Here is a 15,999-nt window from a genome sequence, read left to right as displayed (position 1 = left end):
CCTCGCCCAAAGGCGAGGTTTTTCTATATACATACCCTTATTTTTTCTTTTTTACTTTACCGTTCCACATTTTGAAGCCGCCTTTTAAATCATAGATTTCTTGAACACCGTGGCGACGAAGCATTTGTGCTGCACGTCCTGTGCGCATTCCGCTTTGACAATAGATGTAGACAGGCTGATCGGGACGAAATTCTTTAATGCGCATACGGAACTGTGAAAGAGGAATATTTCGTGCGCCTAAAATATGTCCGTTTTCAAATTCATTCGGTTCACGAATATCAACTAGCTGTGCCTTGCGGTAGCCGCTGCGGAATTCTTCCTCAGTTAACGTTTTCATAATGCGACGTTGGTAAAAGAACATAACGACAGAGTATATGATGATTACTCCAAGTAAAATGAGTACTGCTGTAATTGCTGACATGCTGATTCTTCCTTTCTTCGACAAAATCCATACTCTTATTATATAAGTGAATGAAATTAGAAGTAAAGCGATTTTGCCTTGAATCTAGCGGATTTCTTCCCGGAAATGAAAAAACTACCACATTTGAATTCACAGTTTTATGTTGCTCTTTGCTTTTCCTTAGCTCAATCTTTTGGTAGACTAAAAAACGGATTTATTTTTTATATTACATATAGCTGAGGATGAGGTAGATGAAAGCAAAGTGGAGATTTATTGATTCCAACAACCGTTCGCCTTATTACAATATGGCGTTAGATGAAGCGTTATTAGAATGGCATAGTAAAGGAGAAATTCCACCTACGATTCGTTTTTACGGATGGAACCCTCCAACGCTGTCAATCGGTTATTTTCAAAAAGCTGAAAAAGAAATTAACTTTGATAAAGTAAAAGAATTAGGGCTAGGCTTTGTAAGACGTCCAACGGGCGGCAGGGGCGTGCTTCACGATGAAGAGCTTACTTACAGCGTAATTGTATCTGAAGAGTATCCTAACATGCCCAAGACAGTTACAGAAGCATATCGCGTAATCTCTGAAGGTTTACTGGAAGGATTTCGTTCGTTAGGGCTCGAGGCTTATTTTGCTATTCCTCGTTCAGAAGAAGAAAAAAATAGCTTAAAAAACCCTCGTTCGTCCGTGTGCTTTGACGCTCCTTCTTGGTATGAACTAGTTGTAGAGGGCCGCAAAATTGCTGGAAGTGCCCAAACTAGACAAAAAGGAGTTATTCTACAGCATGGCTCTATTCTGTTAGAGATTGATGAAGATAAATTATTCAGCGTGTTTAATTATCCAAATGATCGCGTGAAAGAAAGAATGCAGCGCGCATTTCGTTCTAAAGCGGTAGCCATCAATGCAATTGCTGGCCGCAAAATCTCTATTGAAGAAGCAAAAGAAGCGTTTTATAAAGGATTTGCTTCGGCTCTTGATATCGATTTAGAACCATATACACTGTCTGAAGAAGAGGAAGCATACGTAGAAGAACTAGCGCGCACAAAGTATGGATCGGATGAATGGAACTTTAAGCGCTAAACGGATGCCGATGGGAAATAGATAAAAGTGCAACTTCTTATAAGTTGCACTTTTTATTGGAATTTTTAGAAATAATTCTTGGCTAATAGAATACATAGGGAAGAAAAGTCAAACACTTTTTTTATGAAAAAAAAAATATTTCACTTGACACTCTTCTATATGTAGATGTTTGAATAAGTGTCAAATACTATATATTGAATTCGTCCAAGCCCTGTGGTAAGTTATTGATAGTTGATTGAAAAACTCTTTTTCCTTTAAAAGGAAAAAGAGTTAATAAATTTATAGATGTTCGATAGGTAAGGAGTTGTGAGAATGACTGTTTTGTTAAATCAAAAAGTGAATATGAATGTTGAAAAGCTCAATTCAGATATTGAACGCTTTCCGCAAGTACATCCGATTACACCGGATATGAAGTTGACTCATAAAGGTGTTTCAAGATTGGTAATGTTAGACCGCTATGCTTTTAAAGATACGGAAAAATTGACGTTATCAGAAGGAGATTTTGTTGTTCTAACTGTAAAAGAAGATCCAAAATTTCCAGCACGAGGACTTGGCTATGTGGAAAGCATTAATTTTGAGCAAAAGACCGCTGTTGTCAAGGTAGAAGATGAGTTTAGAGGTGCTTTATCGCCTGAAGAAGCAGAAAACGGGTTAATTACTCGTTCGCTGGATGTCATTGAAAAGCCTCTAGAGGTCTTCTACGAGCAAATTGCAAAACGTAATGCAACAGGCTTAGCTTCTGTGGAAAAAACAGAAGAAAAGCGTAAAGAGTGGTTTGAAAAGTTCTATCAAGAGCTTGTTCAGCTAAACTTTGTACCAGCTGGCCGCGTTCTTTACGGTGCAGGTGCTGATACAGACGTAACGTACTTCAACTGTTACGTAATGCCTTATGTAAAAGATTCACGTGAAGGTATTTCAGAACACCGCAAACAAGTAATGGAAATCATGAGCCGTGGAGGCGGTGTTGGAACGAATGGTTCAACTCTTCGCCCGCGCAACACGCTGGCTCGCGGTGTAAACGGCAAATCATCTGGTTCGGTTTCATGGTTAGATGATATTGCTAAACTGACGCATCTTGTTGAGCAAGGTGGGTCGCGTCGTTAACAAACCGGCGACGTAATCTCGTGAATTGCTGGAACACCCTTAGAGCTTTCTTCACCACAACGTGATCGGCAACGATGAGCGTGATGGTTAGAAAAGAGGAAAGATTGGGCAATCAGCAGCCAAGTGTCTTTGGAAACGAAGATAAAGGTTCAACGACTATTGAAACTTCCTAAAAGTTCTAATGTAATAAAACTTTAGTGAATAAAGTAGGTGTTATGATGGAAGCAAAGGAAGGAGTAAACCATAGCAAACGGCAACGTGGCTATGGGGCACGAGACAAAGGGATTTTCTTCTTTGATGATATAGTCTGATCTTACATGAAAGTGTAAGAGTACGGCAGAAATGACCGTACCCTTCTTAACGAAGAGTAACAAATTGGGGGCCCAAATGATCATGCTTGCCGACTGGCATCCTGACATTGTAGAGTTTATTATTTCTAAAATGCAAAACCCTCGCATTTTACGTTTCTTAATTGAAAACACAAATGACGAAATGATTAAAAAACATGCGCAAGATAAATTGAAGTTCACGCCGCTAACAGAGTCTGAAGAAGCGATGTACCAAGGAATCATTAACTATAAACAAATTCCTGGTCTTGGTGGATTCAACGAAAAAATCATTAAAGATGCAGAAGAAAAGCTGCAAACCGGCGGAACGTACAGCGTTCATAACTCAGAGTTTTTAACAGGAGCAAACATTTCTGTATGCTTAACAAAAGATTTCATGGATGCTGTTGAAAACGACGGTGAATATGAACTTCGATTCCCAGATGTAGAAAGCTATTCAAAAGAAGAAATGGCTAACTACAATGAAAACTGGCACGAAGTAGGCGATGTGCGCGAGTGGGCAAAACAAGGAAACAAAGTTCGTACGTACCGTACTATCCGTGCGAAAGAGCTATGGAACTTAATTAACATCTGTGCAACGTACTCAGCTGAACCAGGCATTTTCTTCTTTGACAATGCTAATGATATGACAAATGCTCAAGCATATGGTCAGCACGTTGTTGCAACAAATCCATGTGGTGAACAACCACTTGCACCATTCTCTGTCTGCAACTTAGCTGCTGTTAACCTAGCGCAAATGGCAGATAAAGAAACGAAAACTGTTAACTTTGAAAAGTTACGTCAAACGGTTGAAACAGGCGTTAGAATGCAAGATAACGTTATTGATGCAACTCCTTATTTCTTAGAAGAAAACCAAAAGCAAGCGCTTGGCGAACGCCGTGTTGGCCTTGGTGTAATGGGTCTTCACGATCTTCTTATTTATTGTGAAACAGAGTACGGCTCTGACAAAGGCAATGAGTTAGTAGATAAAGTGTTTGAAACAATTGCAACGACGGCTTACCGCGCGTCTGTAGAGCTTGGAAAAGAAAAAGGAAGCTTCCCGTTCTTAGTGGGCGAAACAGATGCTGAAACGGCTTCTTTACGTGAAGCATTCACAAATACAGGCTTCATGAAAAAAATGCCTGAAGATATTCGTGAAAACATTAAAGAGAACGGTATCCGAAACTCTCATTTATTAACAGTAGCGCCAACAGGCAGTACTGGAACAATGGTTGGGGTATCAACGGGTCTTGAACCTTATTTCTCATTCTCATACTTCCGAAGCGGCCGTTTAGGTAAATTTATTGAAGTAAAAGCTGATATTGTTCAAGAGTATTTAGATCAGCATCCAGAAGCAGATCCAAATAACCTTCCTGAATGGTTCATTTCAGCTATGGAACTTGCACCAAAAGCTCACGCGGACGTGCAATGTGTGATTCAGCGCTGGATTGACAGTTCAATTAGTAAAACAGTAAACGCTCCTCGTGGTTACACAGTAGAGCAAGTTCAAAAAGTGTACGAGCGTCTGTATAAAGGCGGAGCAAAAGGCGGTACGGTGTACGTAGACGGCAGCCGTGATGCACAAGTCTTAACGCTAAAAGCAGAAGAAAATACGTTTGATGAAGAAATTGAAGCGCCAAAAGAAGAAACGAAATCGCACGTTGTGTTAGTTGATATAATTAATGAAATTCGTTCAACTGATGTAACAATCGGTTCTGAAGTAGGCAATACTTGTCCGGTTTGCCGTCAAGGAACGGTAGAAGAAATGGGCGGATGCAACACATGTACAAACTGTGGTGCACAGCTGAAATGCGGCCTTTAATTTTTGATCATGATTGATTAGTAAAAGCTGACTCAAACGAGTCAGCTTTTATTATGTATAAAAATGGGGCATAAATAAGAAGCGGGATCGAACGGTTCTTGTATTTGAATAAGCATTGTAGTATGATTTTAATTGAATGTCTTTTATCCAGTTTTATCTTATGACATCGCTTTATTTACACGTTTTTTTCACATAGATTATCAAACATTAACACGATATCACTATAAGAAACAGACATTTATGACTTATTATTAGCAATACATAATATTAATTGGGGGAGATTTCATGCCTACACCGAGTATGGAAGATTATATTGAACAAATATATATGCTAATTGAAGATAAAGGATACGCTCGAGTGTCTGATATTGCTGATGCATTGGCGGTTCACCCCTCATCTGTAACGAAGATGGTTCAAAAGCTAGACAAAGATGAGTACTTAATTTATGAAAAATATCGAGGCCTTGTTTTAACAGCTAAGGGGCAGAAGATTGGAAAACGTCTTGTTTATCGCCACGAGCTTTTAGAGCAGCTGCTGCGCATCATTGGCGTAGATGAGAAAAATATTTATGATGACGTAGAAGGAATTGAACATCATTTAAGCTGGAATTCCATTGATCGAATTGGAGATTTGGTTCAATACTTTGAAGAAAATCATAACCGTATTCAAGATCTTCGCAATGTACAAAAACGAAATGAAGAAGAGCAAAAATTATAAGAAAAAAGCAGCGGCCAATAGCGTCACTGCTTTTTTTCTTTTTATCATAACTTGTTGCTGAGTTGACTACAAATGTAGAGTGGGTAGTTTGGAGGAGAGGCTGTGTACGTCGACGGAGTGTTTTCAGGTGGCGGTATTAAAGGGCTTGCGCTGATTGGCGCGTTACAAGCTCTAGAAGAAAAAGGCTTGATCTTTCGGCGGTTAGCCGGAACGAGCGCGGGTTCCATTATTTGTGCATTTGTAGCAGCCGGTTATACAAGTGAAGAAATTGTTGAAATGATGAATGAAATTGAGTTATCTTCTTTTTTAGATCAAAGAATGTCTTTTTTACCATCAAGCTTGACAAAGTGGCTGTTTTTATATTGGAAAATGGGATTATATAAAGGAGAAAGGCTTGAAAAGTGGATTGCTGAGAAATTGCGGAACAGAGGAATTCGTACATTTGCTGATTTGCCTGATCAGTCGCTGCGTATTATTGCTTCAGATTTGACCAACAGTACGATGCTTGTTCTTCCAGATGATTTGCCTAAATATCAAATCGACCCGAATCGCTTTTCTGTAGCAAGAGCCGTTCGAATGAGCTGCAGCATTCCATATTTTTTTGAGCCGGTTAAATTAAAATCTACCCCAAGCAGTTTAATAGTCGACGGGGGCGTGTTAAGCAACTTTCCAATTTTTCTATTTGATGATGATAAAAGTCTTAAGAAACGACCGGTAATTGGTGTGAAGCTGAGCCCGAAGAACGAAGAAAGGGAACGGAATAAAATTAAAAATGCCGTTGGTTTATTCAGCGCGCTTTTTGAGACGATGAAAGATGCGCACGATGCAAGACATATTTCAAAACGTCACGAAAAAAATATTATCTTTTTACCTGTTAATCAAGTTTTTGCGACCGAATTCACCCTCACAGAAGAGCGGAAGGAAGAGCTGATTGCGTTTGGCAAAAAGCGTACAAGGGCATTTTTGAAAAAATGGTGCTATTAAAAAAACAAGGAGGCTTTTCTCCTTGTTTTTTTAAAAGAATGCTCTATTTTTCTTTTTTCCTTTTTTACCTTCGATGACGGTCAAGTGTGAGTTGTTTTTCTTTTTCTTTAGCGGTTTCGTTGATTTGGATACCGGGCGCTTATTTGAGCTTCGATACGTATGCATGTCAACTTTGTTGCTTCCTCGCTCTTTTTCTTTTTGACGCAGTTTTGATTGTTTTACTGCGCGCACATAGCCTCTATCTTGACCTTTTGTCTGAGAAGGGCGGAGAATAAACCGATAAACTAAGTAAAACAAAATGATAAACAGAAAAATATAACCTGCTTGACGTAATAAAACAGCTGGATCTGTAATCAACGTAAATGCAAAGCCAATGACTCCTAACCCGATTAGACCATATACAAGTGGTCTCACGAATGGACGTCTCATTTTGTTCACCTCCTAAAATAGTAAAAAAAGAAAGCAAAACGGTGTGGATTAGACAACTTGTTCGTCAGTGGTAGAAGAAAGTTCATTTTCAACGCGTAAAAGTTCTTTAAATGAAGCAATCGCAACTTCAACTTGATCATCTTTTGGTTCTTTGGTTGTTAAAAGCTGAAGCCATAAACCGGGATAACCTAAAAAGCGAAGAAGAGGGACGTGACGAACTTTATTGGTTAACTGTAACACTTCAAATGATAAACCAAGGACAACTGGAATTAATGCAAGGCGATCCACAATTCGTAACCAAAGAGGATCCGTTGGAACGAGTAGGTAGACAAACATTCCTACAACTACGGTAAAGAGGATAAAGCTACTTCCGCAGCGATAATGAAGTCGAGATTGTGCTTGCACGGCTTCTACCGTAAGTTCAGCATTGTTTTCATATGCATTAATGACCTTGTGTTCTGCTCCATGATATTGAAACACCCGTTTAATAAGTGGCGTTTGTGAAATCACATAAATATAGCTAAGGAGCAATAATAGTTTAAATACTCCTTCAATAAAAACTTGAGCTACACTTGAAGTGAAAACAGGACGTGTCAATTGTGCTAAAAACACAGGAATCAATGTAAATAGTACTTTCCCGAAAAGAAAGGATATTACACCAATAGTTGCAACGCCAAATATTAAAGATAGTTTTGATTCTTTTTTCTCTTTTTGTTGTTCTTCTGCTACTTGAGCATCATCTTCTGGATTCACGTCATAGCGTTCAGAGGAAAAGTTCAAGTGCTGCGTACCGTTTGCACTGGCTTCAACAATAGCAGCAATTCCTCGTGAAAAAGGAATTTTTTTTAAAGCAGTGAGTACGGAATTTGATTTTCTTTTTGAATGAAAATAATCAATAGATTGATCTTTGCGGCGAATAGCCGTCACCATCATACGTTTGCCACCGAACATGACGCCTTCTATAACGGCTTGACCACCATACGCAGGTTTTTGTAATTTAGACATTTCAGGCACCAACCTAACTTAACTAGACTAGACTTCTTAGTATTTTATATTCTACAGCAAAATCAAATAAACCTCTAGGTGGATGCATGTTATCTAGTTTAGCCAATATTTTTCATCTCCACACCCTTGTTATGAATTTTTTTCCTTTCACTTATAAAATTTGTTTATGAAACTCTGTGCGAAGTAGTTTTAAAATGTCTCTTTGATATCAGGCTCCCTTCTTGCGTATAGGAAGAGTAATAAACGTAAAAACTTAGAAATGAGTCAGTAGGAAATGAGAAAAAAGTTCATACTACATCAAGAGGTGATTAATATGTCAGAACCTAAAGAACAGCATGAAAAAAAACAGGATAACCACCCTACGCATAAACAGGAAATGTCTTTTTTATTTAAAGCCATCTTTATTTCCTTTTTTGGAGGGGTTTTCTGGAGCTTTATTGGCTATTTAAATTATCTGTTCAGCTTTAGTGTTATCAATCCAAATATGCTTTTAGATCCATGGGCATTAGGTGATTGGAAGGACAAAGGAATAGGTGTTATCGTCAGTATTTTTCTTATAGGGGTATTATCTATTGTTGTCGGGTTGTTATACTACGTCCTATTAAAGAAGTTTAAAACAATTTGGATAGGTTTTGCTTACGGCTTATTATGGTGGGCAATTGTATTCGTTGTTTTGAATCCGCTCTTTCCCAACTTAAAAACAATTGGAGAGCTTCCAGCTAACACGATTATTTCATCCCTCTGTATTTATATTTTATATGGTGTATTCATCGGATATTCCATTTCTTTTGAAGCTGCAGAGCTTCAAACAAAAGATGAATCTACAGATTTTCAAACGGCGAATAAGTAGTGTGAATGTTCCAACGTATGCTAATATATTCTATATAATGATTTAAAAAGAAAAATAAAGTGCAAATTCACATAAGTGAGCTGCATAAAGGGTTCGTAGTAGGGGAGAGTGTTGAATTAAGATGAATAAGATTTTAGTAATAAACGGTCCTAATTTAAATCGTTTAGGCGTACGCGAACCAGCGGTATATGGGACAGATAATCTTCAAAATCTTGAAGAGAAGCTTCAGCGAGCAGGCAGAGACCACGGGGTAGAAGTTGAGTGCGTACAGTCTAATCACGAAGGTGTAATTATCGACTGGATTCATGAAGCGGATGAGAAATTCGATGGGATTATGATCAATCCTGGTGCTTTTACTCACTACAGTTATGCCATTCGGGATGCGATTGCTAGTATATCTGTTCCTGTTATTGAAGTGCATATTTCGAACGTACATAAGCGTGAAGAGTTTCGCCACCATTCGGTGACGGCACCTGTTACACATGGTCAAATTGTCGGGTTAGGTTTATACGGATACGAGCTTGCCCTGCAGGCACTTTTACAATTAAGGGGGAAATAAAATGAAAATCGAAAAACTACGCCAACAGTTTTCAAAGTTGAATGTGGACGGTGTTGTAATTACAAGTGAATATAACAGACGCTATATGACCAATTTCACAGGATCTGCTGGTGTGGTTATCATTTCTGAAAACAAAGCGGCATTTGTAACAGATTTTCGTTATGTTGAACAAGCAACTAGTCAAACAGAAGGTTTTGATATCGTTCAGCACAAGGGTCCTATTGTAGAAGAAGTAGCGAATGTAGTGAAACAATTTGGAATTAAAAAGCTTGGTTTTGAACAGAATTATGTTACATATGGACAGCATCAATTATTTGATAAGCATATCGGGGCGGAACTTGTTCCAATCTCGCACGCAATCGAAAACTTACGCTTGATAAAGAGTGACTCAGAGATTAAGATATTAAAGGAAGCTGCAAAAATAGCAGATGCAGCATATGAACATATTTTAACCTTTGTTCGTCCTGGTTTAACAGAGCTTCAAGTATCTAATGAACTGGAGTTCTTTATGAGAAAACAAGGCGCAACATCTTCATCTTTTGATACAATTGTTGCTTCAGGGCATCGCGGGGCTTTACCGCATGGTGTTGCTTCTGACAAAGTAATTGAAAAAGGCGAACTTGTCACGCTTGATTTTGGCGCATACTATAATGGTTACTGTTCAGATATCACACGAACATTTGCCGTCGGTGAAGTAAGTGATAAGCTAAAAGAAATTTATAATGTCGTACTGCAAGCGCAGCTTAACGGAATGAGCGGCATCAAAGCAGGCATGACGGGTAAAGAAGCAGATGCGCTAACGCGTGATTATATTACAGAACACGGATACGGCCAGTATTTTGGACATTCGACCGGTCACGGCGTAGGGTTAGAAGTACATGAAGGCCCATCACTTTCTGTGAAATCTACAGATGTACTGCAGCCAGGTATGATTGTAACCGTTGAACCAGGTATTTACATACCAGACTTAGGGGGCGTTCGTATTGAAGATGATACGATCGTCACAGCAGAAGGTAATGAGGCATTATCGCACTCATCAAAAGAGTTCATTATTTTATAAAATGTAGGAGGATTTCTTCATGATTTCAGTAAATGATTTTCGTACAGGTTTGACAGTAGAAGTAGACGGAGGTATTTGGCGTGTGATGGATTTCCAACACGTAAAGCCTGGTAAAGGCGCTGCATTCGTTCGCTCAAAACTACGTAACCTTCGTACAGGAGCTGTGCAAGAAAAAACGTTCCGTGCAGGTGAAAAAGTAGGAAAAGCCCAAATTGATAACCGTAAAATGCAATATCTATATGCAAGCGGCGATCAGCACGTATTCATGGACAACCAGTCTTATGAGCAATTAGAGCTTCCGGCAAGTGCAATTGAATATGAGCTAAAATTCTTAAAAGAGAATATGGAAGTAGCAATTATGATGTACCAAGGTGAGACATTAGGTGTTGAACTTCCAAACACAGTTGAGCTTAAAGTAACAGAAACTGAACCTGGTATTAAAGGTGACACAGCTTCTGGCGGTACAAAACCGGCAACTGTTGAAACTGGCTTAACAGTAAACGTTCCGTTCTTCGTAAATGAAGGCGACGTATTAATTATCAACACAACAGACAGCAGCTACGTATCACGCGCGTAATTGGGTCGTGTAAGCAAGCTGCAAACATACAAAAAAGGCAGAGAATCATTCTCTGCCTTTTTTGTATGTTTTTTTGTGCTAACTCTTCTTTATTTTGCATAGGTTGTACTAAACAACGCAGAGGTATAGGAGGGGCTTATGAAGCAGTGGTTGGATCATTTAAACGGTACGGTATTAACGATGGCGTGCCTTCGATTTATTTCTTCATTTATTGAGTTTATTGCCGCTATTTTAATTGTCACAAACAATGATGTGAAAAAAGCGTTAATGATTAATGGAATGTTAGCGCTTGTTGGTCCGATTGTAATGGTGAGTTCTTTTACCATAGGTTTAGTGTCCGTAGCCGATCAATTATCTTTTGGGAAATTAATCATGATTGTAGTAGGAGTGCTCTTCATTTTAATCGGTGTTTTTAAATAAAAGGTAGGCATAAAATGGTCAAGCTTATAATACATTGAAGTGAGTTCAAATATGAGGGGATGAATATGTTAAACGAAATACTTGCAATCTTTCCGCCTAATTTAAAAAAGACTGTTGAATTTTATGTTACAAACCATTCTCATGTACTAGAAGAAATTCGAGTGCGCATAGGAAGACCTGTCGAATTTACAATCAACAATCAGCCATATTTCGAATCGTATCTTCCAAGTGCAGAAGATGCTTTATTTATCTTAAATAAATTAAGCCAGTTTTCGATTTATATGATTGAAGAAGAATTGAAAAAAGGATATGTCACCATTGAAGGCGGGCACCGGGTTGGGCTAGCGGGAAAGGTTGTAACGGAAAATGGACAGGTTCGTGTGATTCGAGATGTATCATCCTTTAATATCCGGATTGCTAAACAAAAGATTGGTATTTCGAATCAGCTTATTCCTTTTTTATACAATCGCTATTGGCAAAGTACGGTCATTATAGGACCTCCTCAAACAGGAAAAACAACCATGATTCGCGATTTAGCCAGAGTAATAAGTACTGGCATAGAGCGCTCTAAGATTCCTCCGTTTAAAGTGGGAATTGTAGATGAACGATCAGAAATTGCTGGGGCCGTTAAAGGGGTTCCTCAGCATACATTCGGATCTAGAATGGATTTATTAGACAGCTGTCCGAAAGCTGAAGGCATGATGATGATGATTCGCTCCATGAGCCCCGATGTGCTGATCGTGGATGAAGTGGGAAGTGAAGAAGATTGTAAGGCCGTACTTGAAGCGGTTAATGCTGGCGTTCGTGTCATTATGACTGTTCATGGCTATGACATTGACGATTTAATGAAGCGTCCCACTTTGCAAGCTTTAATGAAACTTCACGTATTCAAAAGGTATGTTGTGCTATCGAACAGCCGAGGTCCTGGAACACTTCAGGCTATCTACGATGAGCACTATAATTCCATGAAAACGTCCGCTGAAAAGTCGCTTATTGAAAATAGTAAAGGGTGATGGTGTATGAAACTGTTTGGTGCCATCTTTATCTTATTTGCTTCCACTTACACAGGATTTGAGTTTGCGAAGCAGCTTAGTGCAAGACCTAGGCAGCTCAGGCAATTAAAAACGGCTCTGAGGTCGTTAGAAGCAGAAATTATGTACAGCAATCGGCCTCTTCAAGAAGTTGCTCATTTGTTATCTCTACAGCTTCCTAATCCTTTGGCTTCTTTATTTAATGAGTTTTCAATGAAATTAAAAGAAGGTACTGAAAGTGTCAAGGAAGCTTGGGAAAAGACGTTGGACCAATTTTGGAAACAAACCGCATTTAAAACGGGAGAACTAGAAATCTTAAAACAATTTGGTGAAACGCTTGGTCAGCATGATCGTTATTCACAGCAAAAGCATATCTTACTGACGCTGAATCATCTTGAACGCGAAGAACAAGATGCAGTTGATAAGCAGAATCGCTATGAAAAAATGGTTAAAAGTTTAGGCTTTCTATCTGGGTTGCTACTGGTCATTCTATTGATGTAGCGGTAGAGGAGGATTGAATGTGGGAATTGATATGAACACCATTTTTCAGATTGCTGGGATTGGTATCGTTGTAGCTTTTTTAGTCACCGTACTCGAACAGATGGGAAAAAAAGATTACGCGAACTGGGTTACCCTCATCGGTTTTATTTATATTTTATTTATGGTTGCTTCGATTGTAGAGGACTTATTTCAAAAAATCAAATCGGTTTTTTTATTTCAAGGGTAGAGGGGTGAGTTGCCATTGAAATGCTTCAAATTGTGGGCTTAGGGTTAGTAGCTACGTTTTTGGCTCTTATTTTAAAAGAACATAAATCACCTATTGCTTTTTTACTTGTTGTATTCGTGGGATCCGTGATCTTTCTTTTTTTAATTGATCAAATCTACGAAATTATTAAGATGGTCGAGCGGCTGTCGATTAATGCCCACGTTAACATGATTTATGTGGAAACCATTTTGAAAATTATTGGTATCGCCTATATCGCCGAATTTGGTGCTCAAATTACGAAAGATGCAGGGCAAGGTGCCATTGCTTCTAAAATTGAATTAGGTGGAAAAGTGCTGATTCTCTCCATGGCAATTCCTATTTTAACGGTCATTATTGAAACGATTATTTCAATGCTGCCCAATTAATTTTACTTAATATGAGGTGACGAAATGAAGCGGTGGACGTTTAAAGTGAATATACTCGCTCTTCTTTTGTTCCTCTTTTTTTTCTTTCCAGAAAATGTACAAGCTTCCGAACCCCCGAAGCAGCAAGAACTTGTCAATGAACAAATTGATAAGCTCGGTATCGATGAAGTCAAACAGTTTTGGGACGATATTATTACCCAATACGGCGGCTTTTTACCCGAGAGTCAGAAGGGAAGTTTAGTCGATTTTTTAAAAGGAGAAAAAGAGTTCTCTCTTAAAGAATGGCTAGGAGGTCTTGTAAAGTTTTTATTTCATGAAGTATTAGCGAATGGAAAGCTCCTCGGTACGCTCATTATGCTAACGGTTTTTAGCGTGTTTTTACAAACGCTCCAAAGTGCGTTTAATCAGCAAACCGTAAGTAAAGTAGCGTATGCGCTTGTATATATGGTTTTGATCATCATTGCTCTTAATAGTTTTCAAATTGCCATCTCTTATGCAACGGGAGCGATTGAGACCATGACCAAATTCATTTTAGCTCTGGTGCCGCTGCTGCTTGCCTTAATGGCATCATCAGGAGGAGTTGTATCTGCAGCCTTTTTTCATCCGATGATTTTGTTTTTAATGAACACAAGCGGTTTGCTTATTCAATACGTAGTGATGCCGCTGCTTTTTCTTTCAGCACTGCTTAGCATTGTGAGTACGATTTCAGATGAGCATAACGTTACACAGCTTGCTCAGCTGTTGAGGAATATAAGCATTGGCGTGCTTGGGATATTCCTAACTGTTTTTTTAGGAGTGCTATCCGTCCAAGGGGCCACGTCAGCTGTTGCCGACGGTATTACGATTCGAACGGCAAAGTTTGTCACAGGGAACTTTATACCTGTTGTAGGGCGTGTGTTCACAGATGCGGCTGATACAGTTATCAGTGCCTCGCTTCTATTAAAGAATTCAGTAGGGATTGCTGGAGTAGCAGTCTTACTGTTAATCGTCGCGTTTCCGGCTATTAAAGTATTAACGCTCGCTTTTATCTATAAGCTAGCAGCAGCTCTTCTTCAACCCATTGGAGGAGGACCGGTTATTTCCTGCTTGAGCATTATCAGCAAAAGCGTCATCTATATTTTTGCGGCGCTTGCGGTTGTCTCGCTTATGTTTTTCTTATGTTTAACGGTGATCATTACAGCGAGCAACGTCACAATGATGGTGAGGTGAAGAAATTGCAGGCCTTAACGACGTGGATTACTAATATCGTTCTTTTTATCTTATTAGCTACCATTATTAATTTACTGCTGCCCAATTCTAGTTTTCAAAAATATACAAAGCTGGTGGTTGGACTTCTTTTAATGCTGATTATTATTACACCCGTTTTTCAAATTTTCAAAGTGGATGTTAATCAAATGCTGAAATCACTTAGCTTATCATCTATTCGATCCGATCAGCAGGTAGAAAATTCAATAGAAAATCAGAAAAAAGAAATACAAGCTTCACAACGTGCATATATTTTAGAACAAATGGCTGTCCAAATGGAGGCAGATGTAAAAGAGGAGTTGATGGATCAGTATGGTGTAGCAATTGATCGAATTCACATTGAAACAAAAAAGCCGAACGACGAACCTACCGCTGATAATATTAAATCCATTTCAGTTGCCGTAAGTAAAAAAGCATCGGATGATTCCGAGGTTGTTTCAGCTGTGAAAGTTATTTCTATTGATACCTCCACACCGATCGAAACAAACAAACCAACAGAATCCAAGAAATTATCCAACTATTTAGCAGCAAAATGGGATGTAAAACAAGGCCAAGTTGTTGTGAATATGGAGGAGGGAGACACGAAATGAGTCAAAAGCCAGAAAAAGGTGACCCATCATTTTTTCAGCGGTTCTTTTCACTTAAACAGTCATCAACTACGAAGAAACCTTCAAAGTTAATGTATATAGGCATTTTACTAGCTGCAGGCGTTATCTTTATGGTATTTAGCAACTCACTCACAACATCTATGAATTCAGGGGGATTACTAAAGAGTGCAAGCAAAGAAACCAGCGCACCACCGGTATCACAGGATGTTCCCGCTTTCAGCTCTAAAAAGACAACAACGATGACAGGTTATGAAGAGCGGTATGAGGAAGAATTGAAAGATATTTTGGATCAAGTTAGAGGCGTAAGTAAGGTAAAAGTAATTGTGAACCTAGATGCAACAGAATCCAAAATATATGAAAAAAACAGCGTCACAAAATCGCAAACGACCAACGAAACGGACCGTGAAGGAGGGACTCGTAAAGTTGAAGATTCCTCAACAGACGAACAGCTGGTCATTGTAAGAAGTGGAGAACAAGAAAAGCCTGTTGTAGTTAAAACCGAAAAGCCAAAAGTAAGAGGCGTGTTAGTTGTCGCTAAAGGAGCTGATAATATCGAGGTAAAGAAATCTATTATTGAAGCCGTGACAAGAGCGCTCGATATACCAAGTCATAGAGTAGCAGTATTAGCGAAAAAAGGATGAGGGGG

At 38.9% G+C, this 15,999-nt stretch carries 18 protein-coding genes and 2 pseudogenes; 17 read left to right on the top strand and 3 right to left on the bottom strand.

Annotation, left to right across the window (positions count from 1 at the left end; translation table 11 throughout):
• Positions 1–37: 37 nt before the first annotated feature.
• Positions 38–421, bottom strand: a complete 384-nt coding sequence (locus ACN6NE_RS07005; protein WP_129704752.1) for a rhodanese-like domain-containing protein — start codon at positions 419–421, stop codon at positions 38–40.
• 230 nt (positions 422–651) lie between these two features.
• On the opposite strand from ACN6NE_RS07005, the gene ACN6NE_RS07000 reads away from it, so the two are divergent.
• The 5 genes and pseudogenes from ACN6NE_RS07000 to ACN6NE_RS06980 all read left to right on the top strand — a co-directional run bounded on the left by ACN6NE_RS07000 (position 652) and on the right by ACN6NE_RS06980 (position 6,438).
• Entirely contained in the window at positions 652–1,485 is an 834-nt protein-coding gene (locus ACN6NE_RS07000) for a lipoate--protein ligase family protein (protein WP_013085005.1), read from the top strand.
• 312 nt (positions 1,486–1,797) lie between these two features.
• Positions 1,798–2,586, top strand: a pseudogene (locus ACN6NE_RS06995) (ribonucleotide reductase N-terminal alpha domain-containing protein); the annotation flags it as partial.
• Between the two features lie 372 nt (positions 2,587–2,958).
• Positions 2,959–4,737 (top strand): annotated as a pseudogene (locus ACN6NE_RS06990) (vitamin B12-dependent ribonucleotide reductase); the annotation flags it as partial.
• A gap of 285 nt (positions 4,738–5,022) precedes the next feature.
• Positions 5,023–5,454 (top strand): transcriptional regulator MntR, encoded by a 432-nt coding sequence (gene mntR, locus ACN6NE_RS06985; RefSeq protein WP_013085004.1) that lies wholly within the window; start codon positions 5,023–5,025, stop codon positions 5,452–5,454.
• 102 nt (positions 5,455–5,556) lie between these two features.
• Complete coding sequence (locus tag ACN6NE_RS06980; RefSeq protein WP_129704748.1) at positions 5,557–6,438, top strand: patatin-like phospholipase family protein; 882 nt, start codon at positions 5,557–5,559, stop codon at positions 6,436–6,438.
• A gap of 30 nt (positions 6,439–6,468) precedes the next feature.
• Here the strand turns inward: ACN6NE_RS06980 and ACN6NE_RS06975 are convergent, their stop codons facing one another.
• Together ACN6NE_RS06975 and ACN6NE_RS06970 are read right to left on the bottom strand one after the other, a co-directional pair.
• A complete protein-coding gene (locus ACN6NE_RS06975; protein ID WP_129704746.1) occupies positions 6,469–6,867 on the bottom strand; it encodes an SA1362 family protein in 399 nt (132 codons plus the stop codon).
• 48 nt (positions 6,868–6,915) lie between these two features.
• Positions 6,916–7,872 carry a DUF1385 domain-containing protein gene (locus ACN6NE_RS06970; RefSeq protein ID WP_474324970.1) on the bottom strand — a complete coding sequence of 319 codons (957 nt, stop codon included), beginning with the start codon at positions 7,870–7,872 and terminating at the stop codon, positions 6,916–6,918.
• Positions 7,873–8,185: 313 nt separating this feature from the next.
• On the opposite strand from ACN6NE_RS06970, the gene ACN6NE_RS06965 reads away from it, so the two are divergent.
• The 12 genes from ACN6NE_RS06965 (at position 8,186) to spoIIIAG (ending at position 15,994) form a co-directional block, all read left to right on the top strand.
• Positions 8,186–8,722 carry a YqhR family membrane protein gene (locus ACN6NE_RS06965; protein WP_060746982.1) on the top strand — a complete coding sequence of 179 codons (537 nt, stop codon included), beginning with the start codon at positions 8,186–8,188 and terminating at the stop codon, positions 8,720–8,722.
• A gap of 121 nt (positions 8,723–8,843) precedes the next feature.
• Positions 8,844–9,281 carry a type II 3-dehydroquinate dehydratase gene (gene aroQ, locus ACN6NE_RS06960; protein ID WP_013059157.1) on the top strand — a complete coding sequence of 146 codons (438 nt, stop codon included), beginning with the start codon at positions 8,844–8,846 and terminating at the stop codon, positions 9,279–9,281.
• A gap of 1 nt (position 9,282) precedes the next feature.
• Positions 9,283–10,341, top strand: a complete 1,059-nt coding sequence (locus ACN6NE_RS06955; RefSeq protein WP_474324968.1) for a M24 family metallopeptidase — start codon at positions 9,283–9,285, stop codon at positions 10,339–10,341.
• Between the two features lie 19 nt (positions 10,342–10,360).
• Complete coding sequence (gene efp / locus ACN6NE_RS06950) at positions 10,361–10,918, top strand: elongation factor P (RefSeq protein ID WP_013059155.1); 558 nt, start codon at positions 10,361–10,363, stop codon at positions 10,916–10,918.
• 138 nt (positions 10,919–11,056) lie between these two features.
• On the top strand, positions 11,057–11,338 hold the full coding sequence (locus ACN6NE_RS06945; RefSeq protein WP_013059154.1) for a YqhV family protein: 282 nt from the start codon (positions 11,057–11,059) through the stop codon (positions 11,336–11,338).
• A gap of 65 nt (positions 11,339–11,403) precedes the next feature.
• On the top strand, positions 11,404–12,351 hold the full coding sequence (spoIIIAA, locus tag ACN6NE_RS06940; protein WP_013059153.1) for a stage III sporulation protein AA: 948 nt from the start codon (positions 11,404–11,406) through the stop codon (positions 12,349–12,351).
• 6 nt (positions 12,352–12,357) lie between these two features.
• On the top strand, positions 12,358–12,870 hold the full coding sequence (gene spoIIIAB / locus ACN6NE_RS06935) for a stage III sporulation protein SpoIIIAB (RefSeq protein WP_129704740.1): 513 nt from the start codon (positions 12,358–12,360) through the stop codon (positions 12,868–12,870).
• Positions 12,871–12,889: 19 nt separating this feature from the next.
• Positions 12,890–13,096, top strand: a complete 207-nt coding sequence (gene spoIIIAC / locus ACN6NE_RS06930; RefSeq protein ID WP_013059151.1) for a stage III sporulation protein AC — start codon at positions 12,890–12,892, stop codon at positions 13,094–13,096.
• A gap of 20 nt (positions 13,097–13,116) precedes the next feature.
• The gene (gene spoIIIAD, locus ACN6NE_RS06925; RefSeq protein WP_013059150.1) at positions 13,117–13,500 is read left to right on the top strand and encodes a stage III sporulation protein AD; all 384 of its coding nucleotides are present in this window, start codon (positions 13,117–13,119) and stop codon (positions 13,498–13,500) included.
• A gap of 24 nt (positions 13,501–13,524) precedes the next feature.
• Positions 13,525–14,709 carry a stage III sporulation protein AE gene (spoIIIAE, locus tag ACN6NE_RS06920; RefSeq protein WP_129704738.1) on the top strand — a complete coding sequence of 395 codons (1,185 nt, stop codon included), beginning with the start codon at positions 13,525–13,527 and terminating at the stop codon, positions 14,707–14,709.
• Between the two features lie 5 nt (positions 14,710–14,714).
• Positions 14,715–15,335 carry a stage III sporulation protein AF gene (spoIIIAF, locus tag ACN6NE_RS06915; RefSeq protein ID WP_013059148.1) on the top strand — a complete coding sequence of 207 codons (621 nt, stop codon included), beginning with the start codon at positions 14,715–14,717 and terminating at the stop codon, positions 15,333–15,335.
• A complete protein-coding gene (spoIIIAG, locus tag ACN6NE_RS06910) occupies positions 15,332–15,994 on the top strand; it encodes a stage III sporulation protein AG (RefSeq protein ID WP_013084996.1) in 663 nt (220 codons plus the stop codon). The genes spoIIIAF and spoIIIAG overlap by 4 nt, the downstream gene beginning before the upstream one ends.
• The last annotated feature ends 5 nt before the right edge of the window (positions 15,995–15,999 follow it).

The organism is Priestia sp. 53B2, from assembly GCF_056099005.1.
The sequence above is the reverse complement of the archived record's forward strand: the minus strand, read 5'-3'. Positions and strand labels throughout refer to the sequence as shown.

Coding starts and splice junctions, on each gene's coding strand:
- ACN6NE_RS07005 (WP_129704752.1), bottom strand. CDS start 421: ATGTCAGCAATTACAGCAGTACTCATTTTACTTGGAGTAATCATCATA.
- ACN6NE_RS07000 (WP_013085005.1), top strand. CDS start 652: ATGAAAGCAAAGTGGAGATTTATTGATTCCAACAACCGTTCGCCTTAT.
- mntR (WP_013085004.1), top strand. CDS start 5,023: ATGCCTACACCGAGTATGGAAGATTATATTGAACAAATATATATGCTA.
- ACN6NE_RS06975 (WP_129704746.1), bottom strand. CDS start 6,867: ATGAGACGTCCATTCGTGAGACCACTTGTATATGGTCTAATCGGGTTA.
- ACN6NE_RS06970 (WP_474324970.1), bottom strand. CDS start 7,872: ATGTCTAAATTACAAAAACCTGCGTATGGTGGTCAAGCCGTTATAGAA.
- ACN6NE_RS06965 (WP_060746982.1), top strand. CDS start 8,186: ATGTCAGAACCTAAAGAACAGCATGAAAAAAAACAGGATAACCACCCT.
- aroQ (WP_013059157.1), top strand. CDS start 8,844: ATGAATAAGATTTTAGTAATAAACGGTCCTAATTTAAATCGTTTAGGC.
- ACN6NE_RS06955 (WP_474324968.1), top strand. CDS start 9,283: ATGAAAATCGAAAAACTACGCCAACAGTTTTCAAAGTTGAATGTGGAC.
- efp (WP_013059155.1), top strand. CDS start 10,361: ATGATTTCAGTAAATGATTTTCGTACAGGTTTGACAGTAGAAGTAGAC.
- ACN6NE_RS06945 (WP_013059154.1), top strand. CDS start 11,057: ATGAAGCAGTGGTTGGATCATTTAAACGGTACGGTATTAACGATGGCG.
- spoIIIAA (WP_013059153.1), top strand. CDS start 11,404: ATGTTAAACGAAATACTTGCAATCTTTCCGCCTAATTTAAAAAAGACT.
- spoIIIAB (WP_129704740.1), top strand. CDS start 12,358: ATGAAACTGTTTGGTGCCATCTTTATCTTATTTGCTTCCACTTACACA.
- spoIIIAD (WP_013059150.1), top strand. CDS start 13,117: ATGCTTCAAATTGTGGGCTTAGGGTTAGTAGCTACGTTTTTGGCTCTT.
- spoIIIAE (WP_129704738.1), top strand. CDS start 13,525: ATGAAGCGGTGGACGTTTAAAGTGAATATACTCGCTCTTCTTTTGTTC.
- spoIIIAG (WP_013084996.1), top strand. CDS start 15,332: ATGAGTCAAAAGCCAGAAAAAGGTGACCCATCATTTTTTCAGCGGTTC.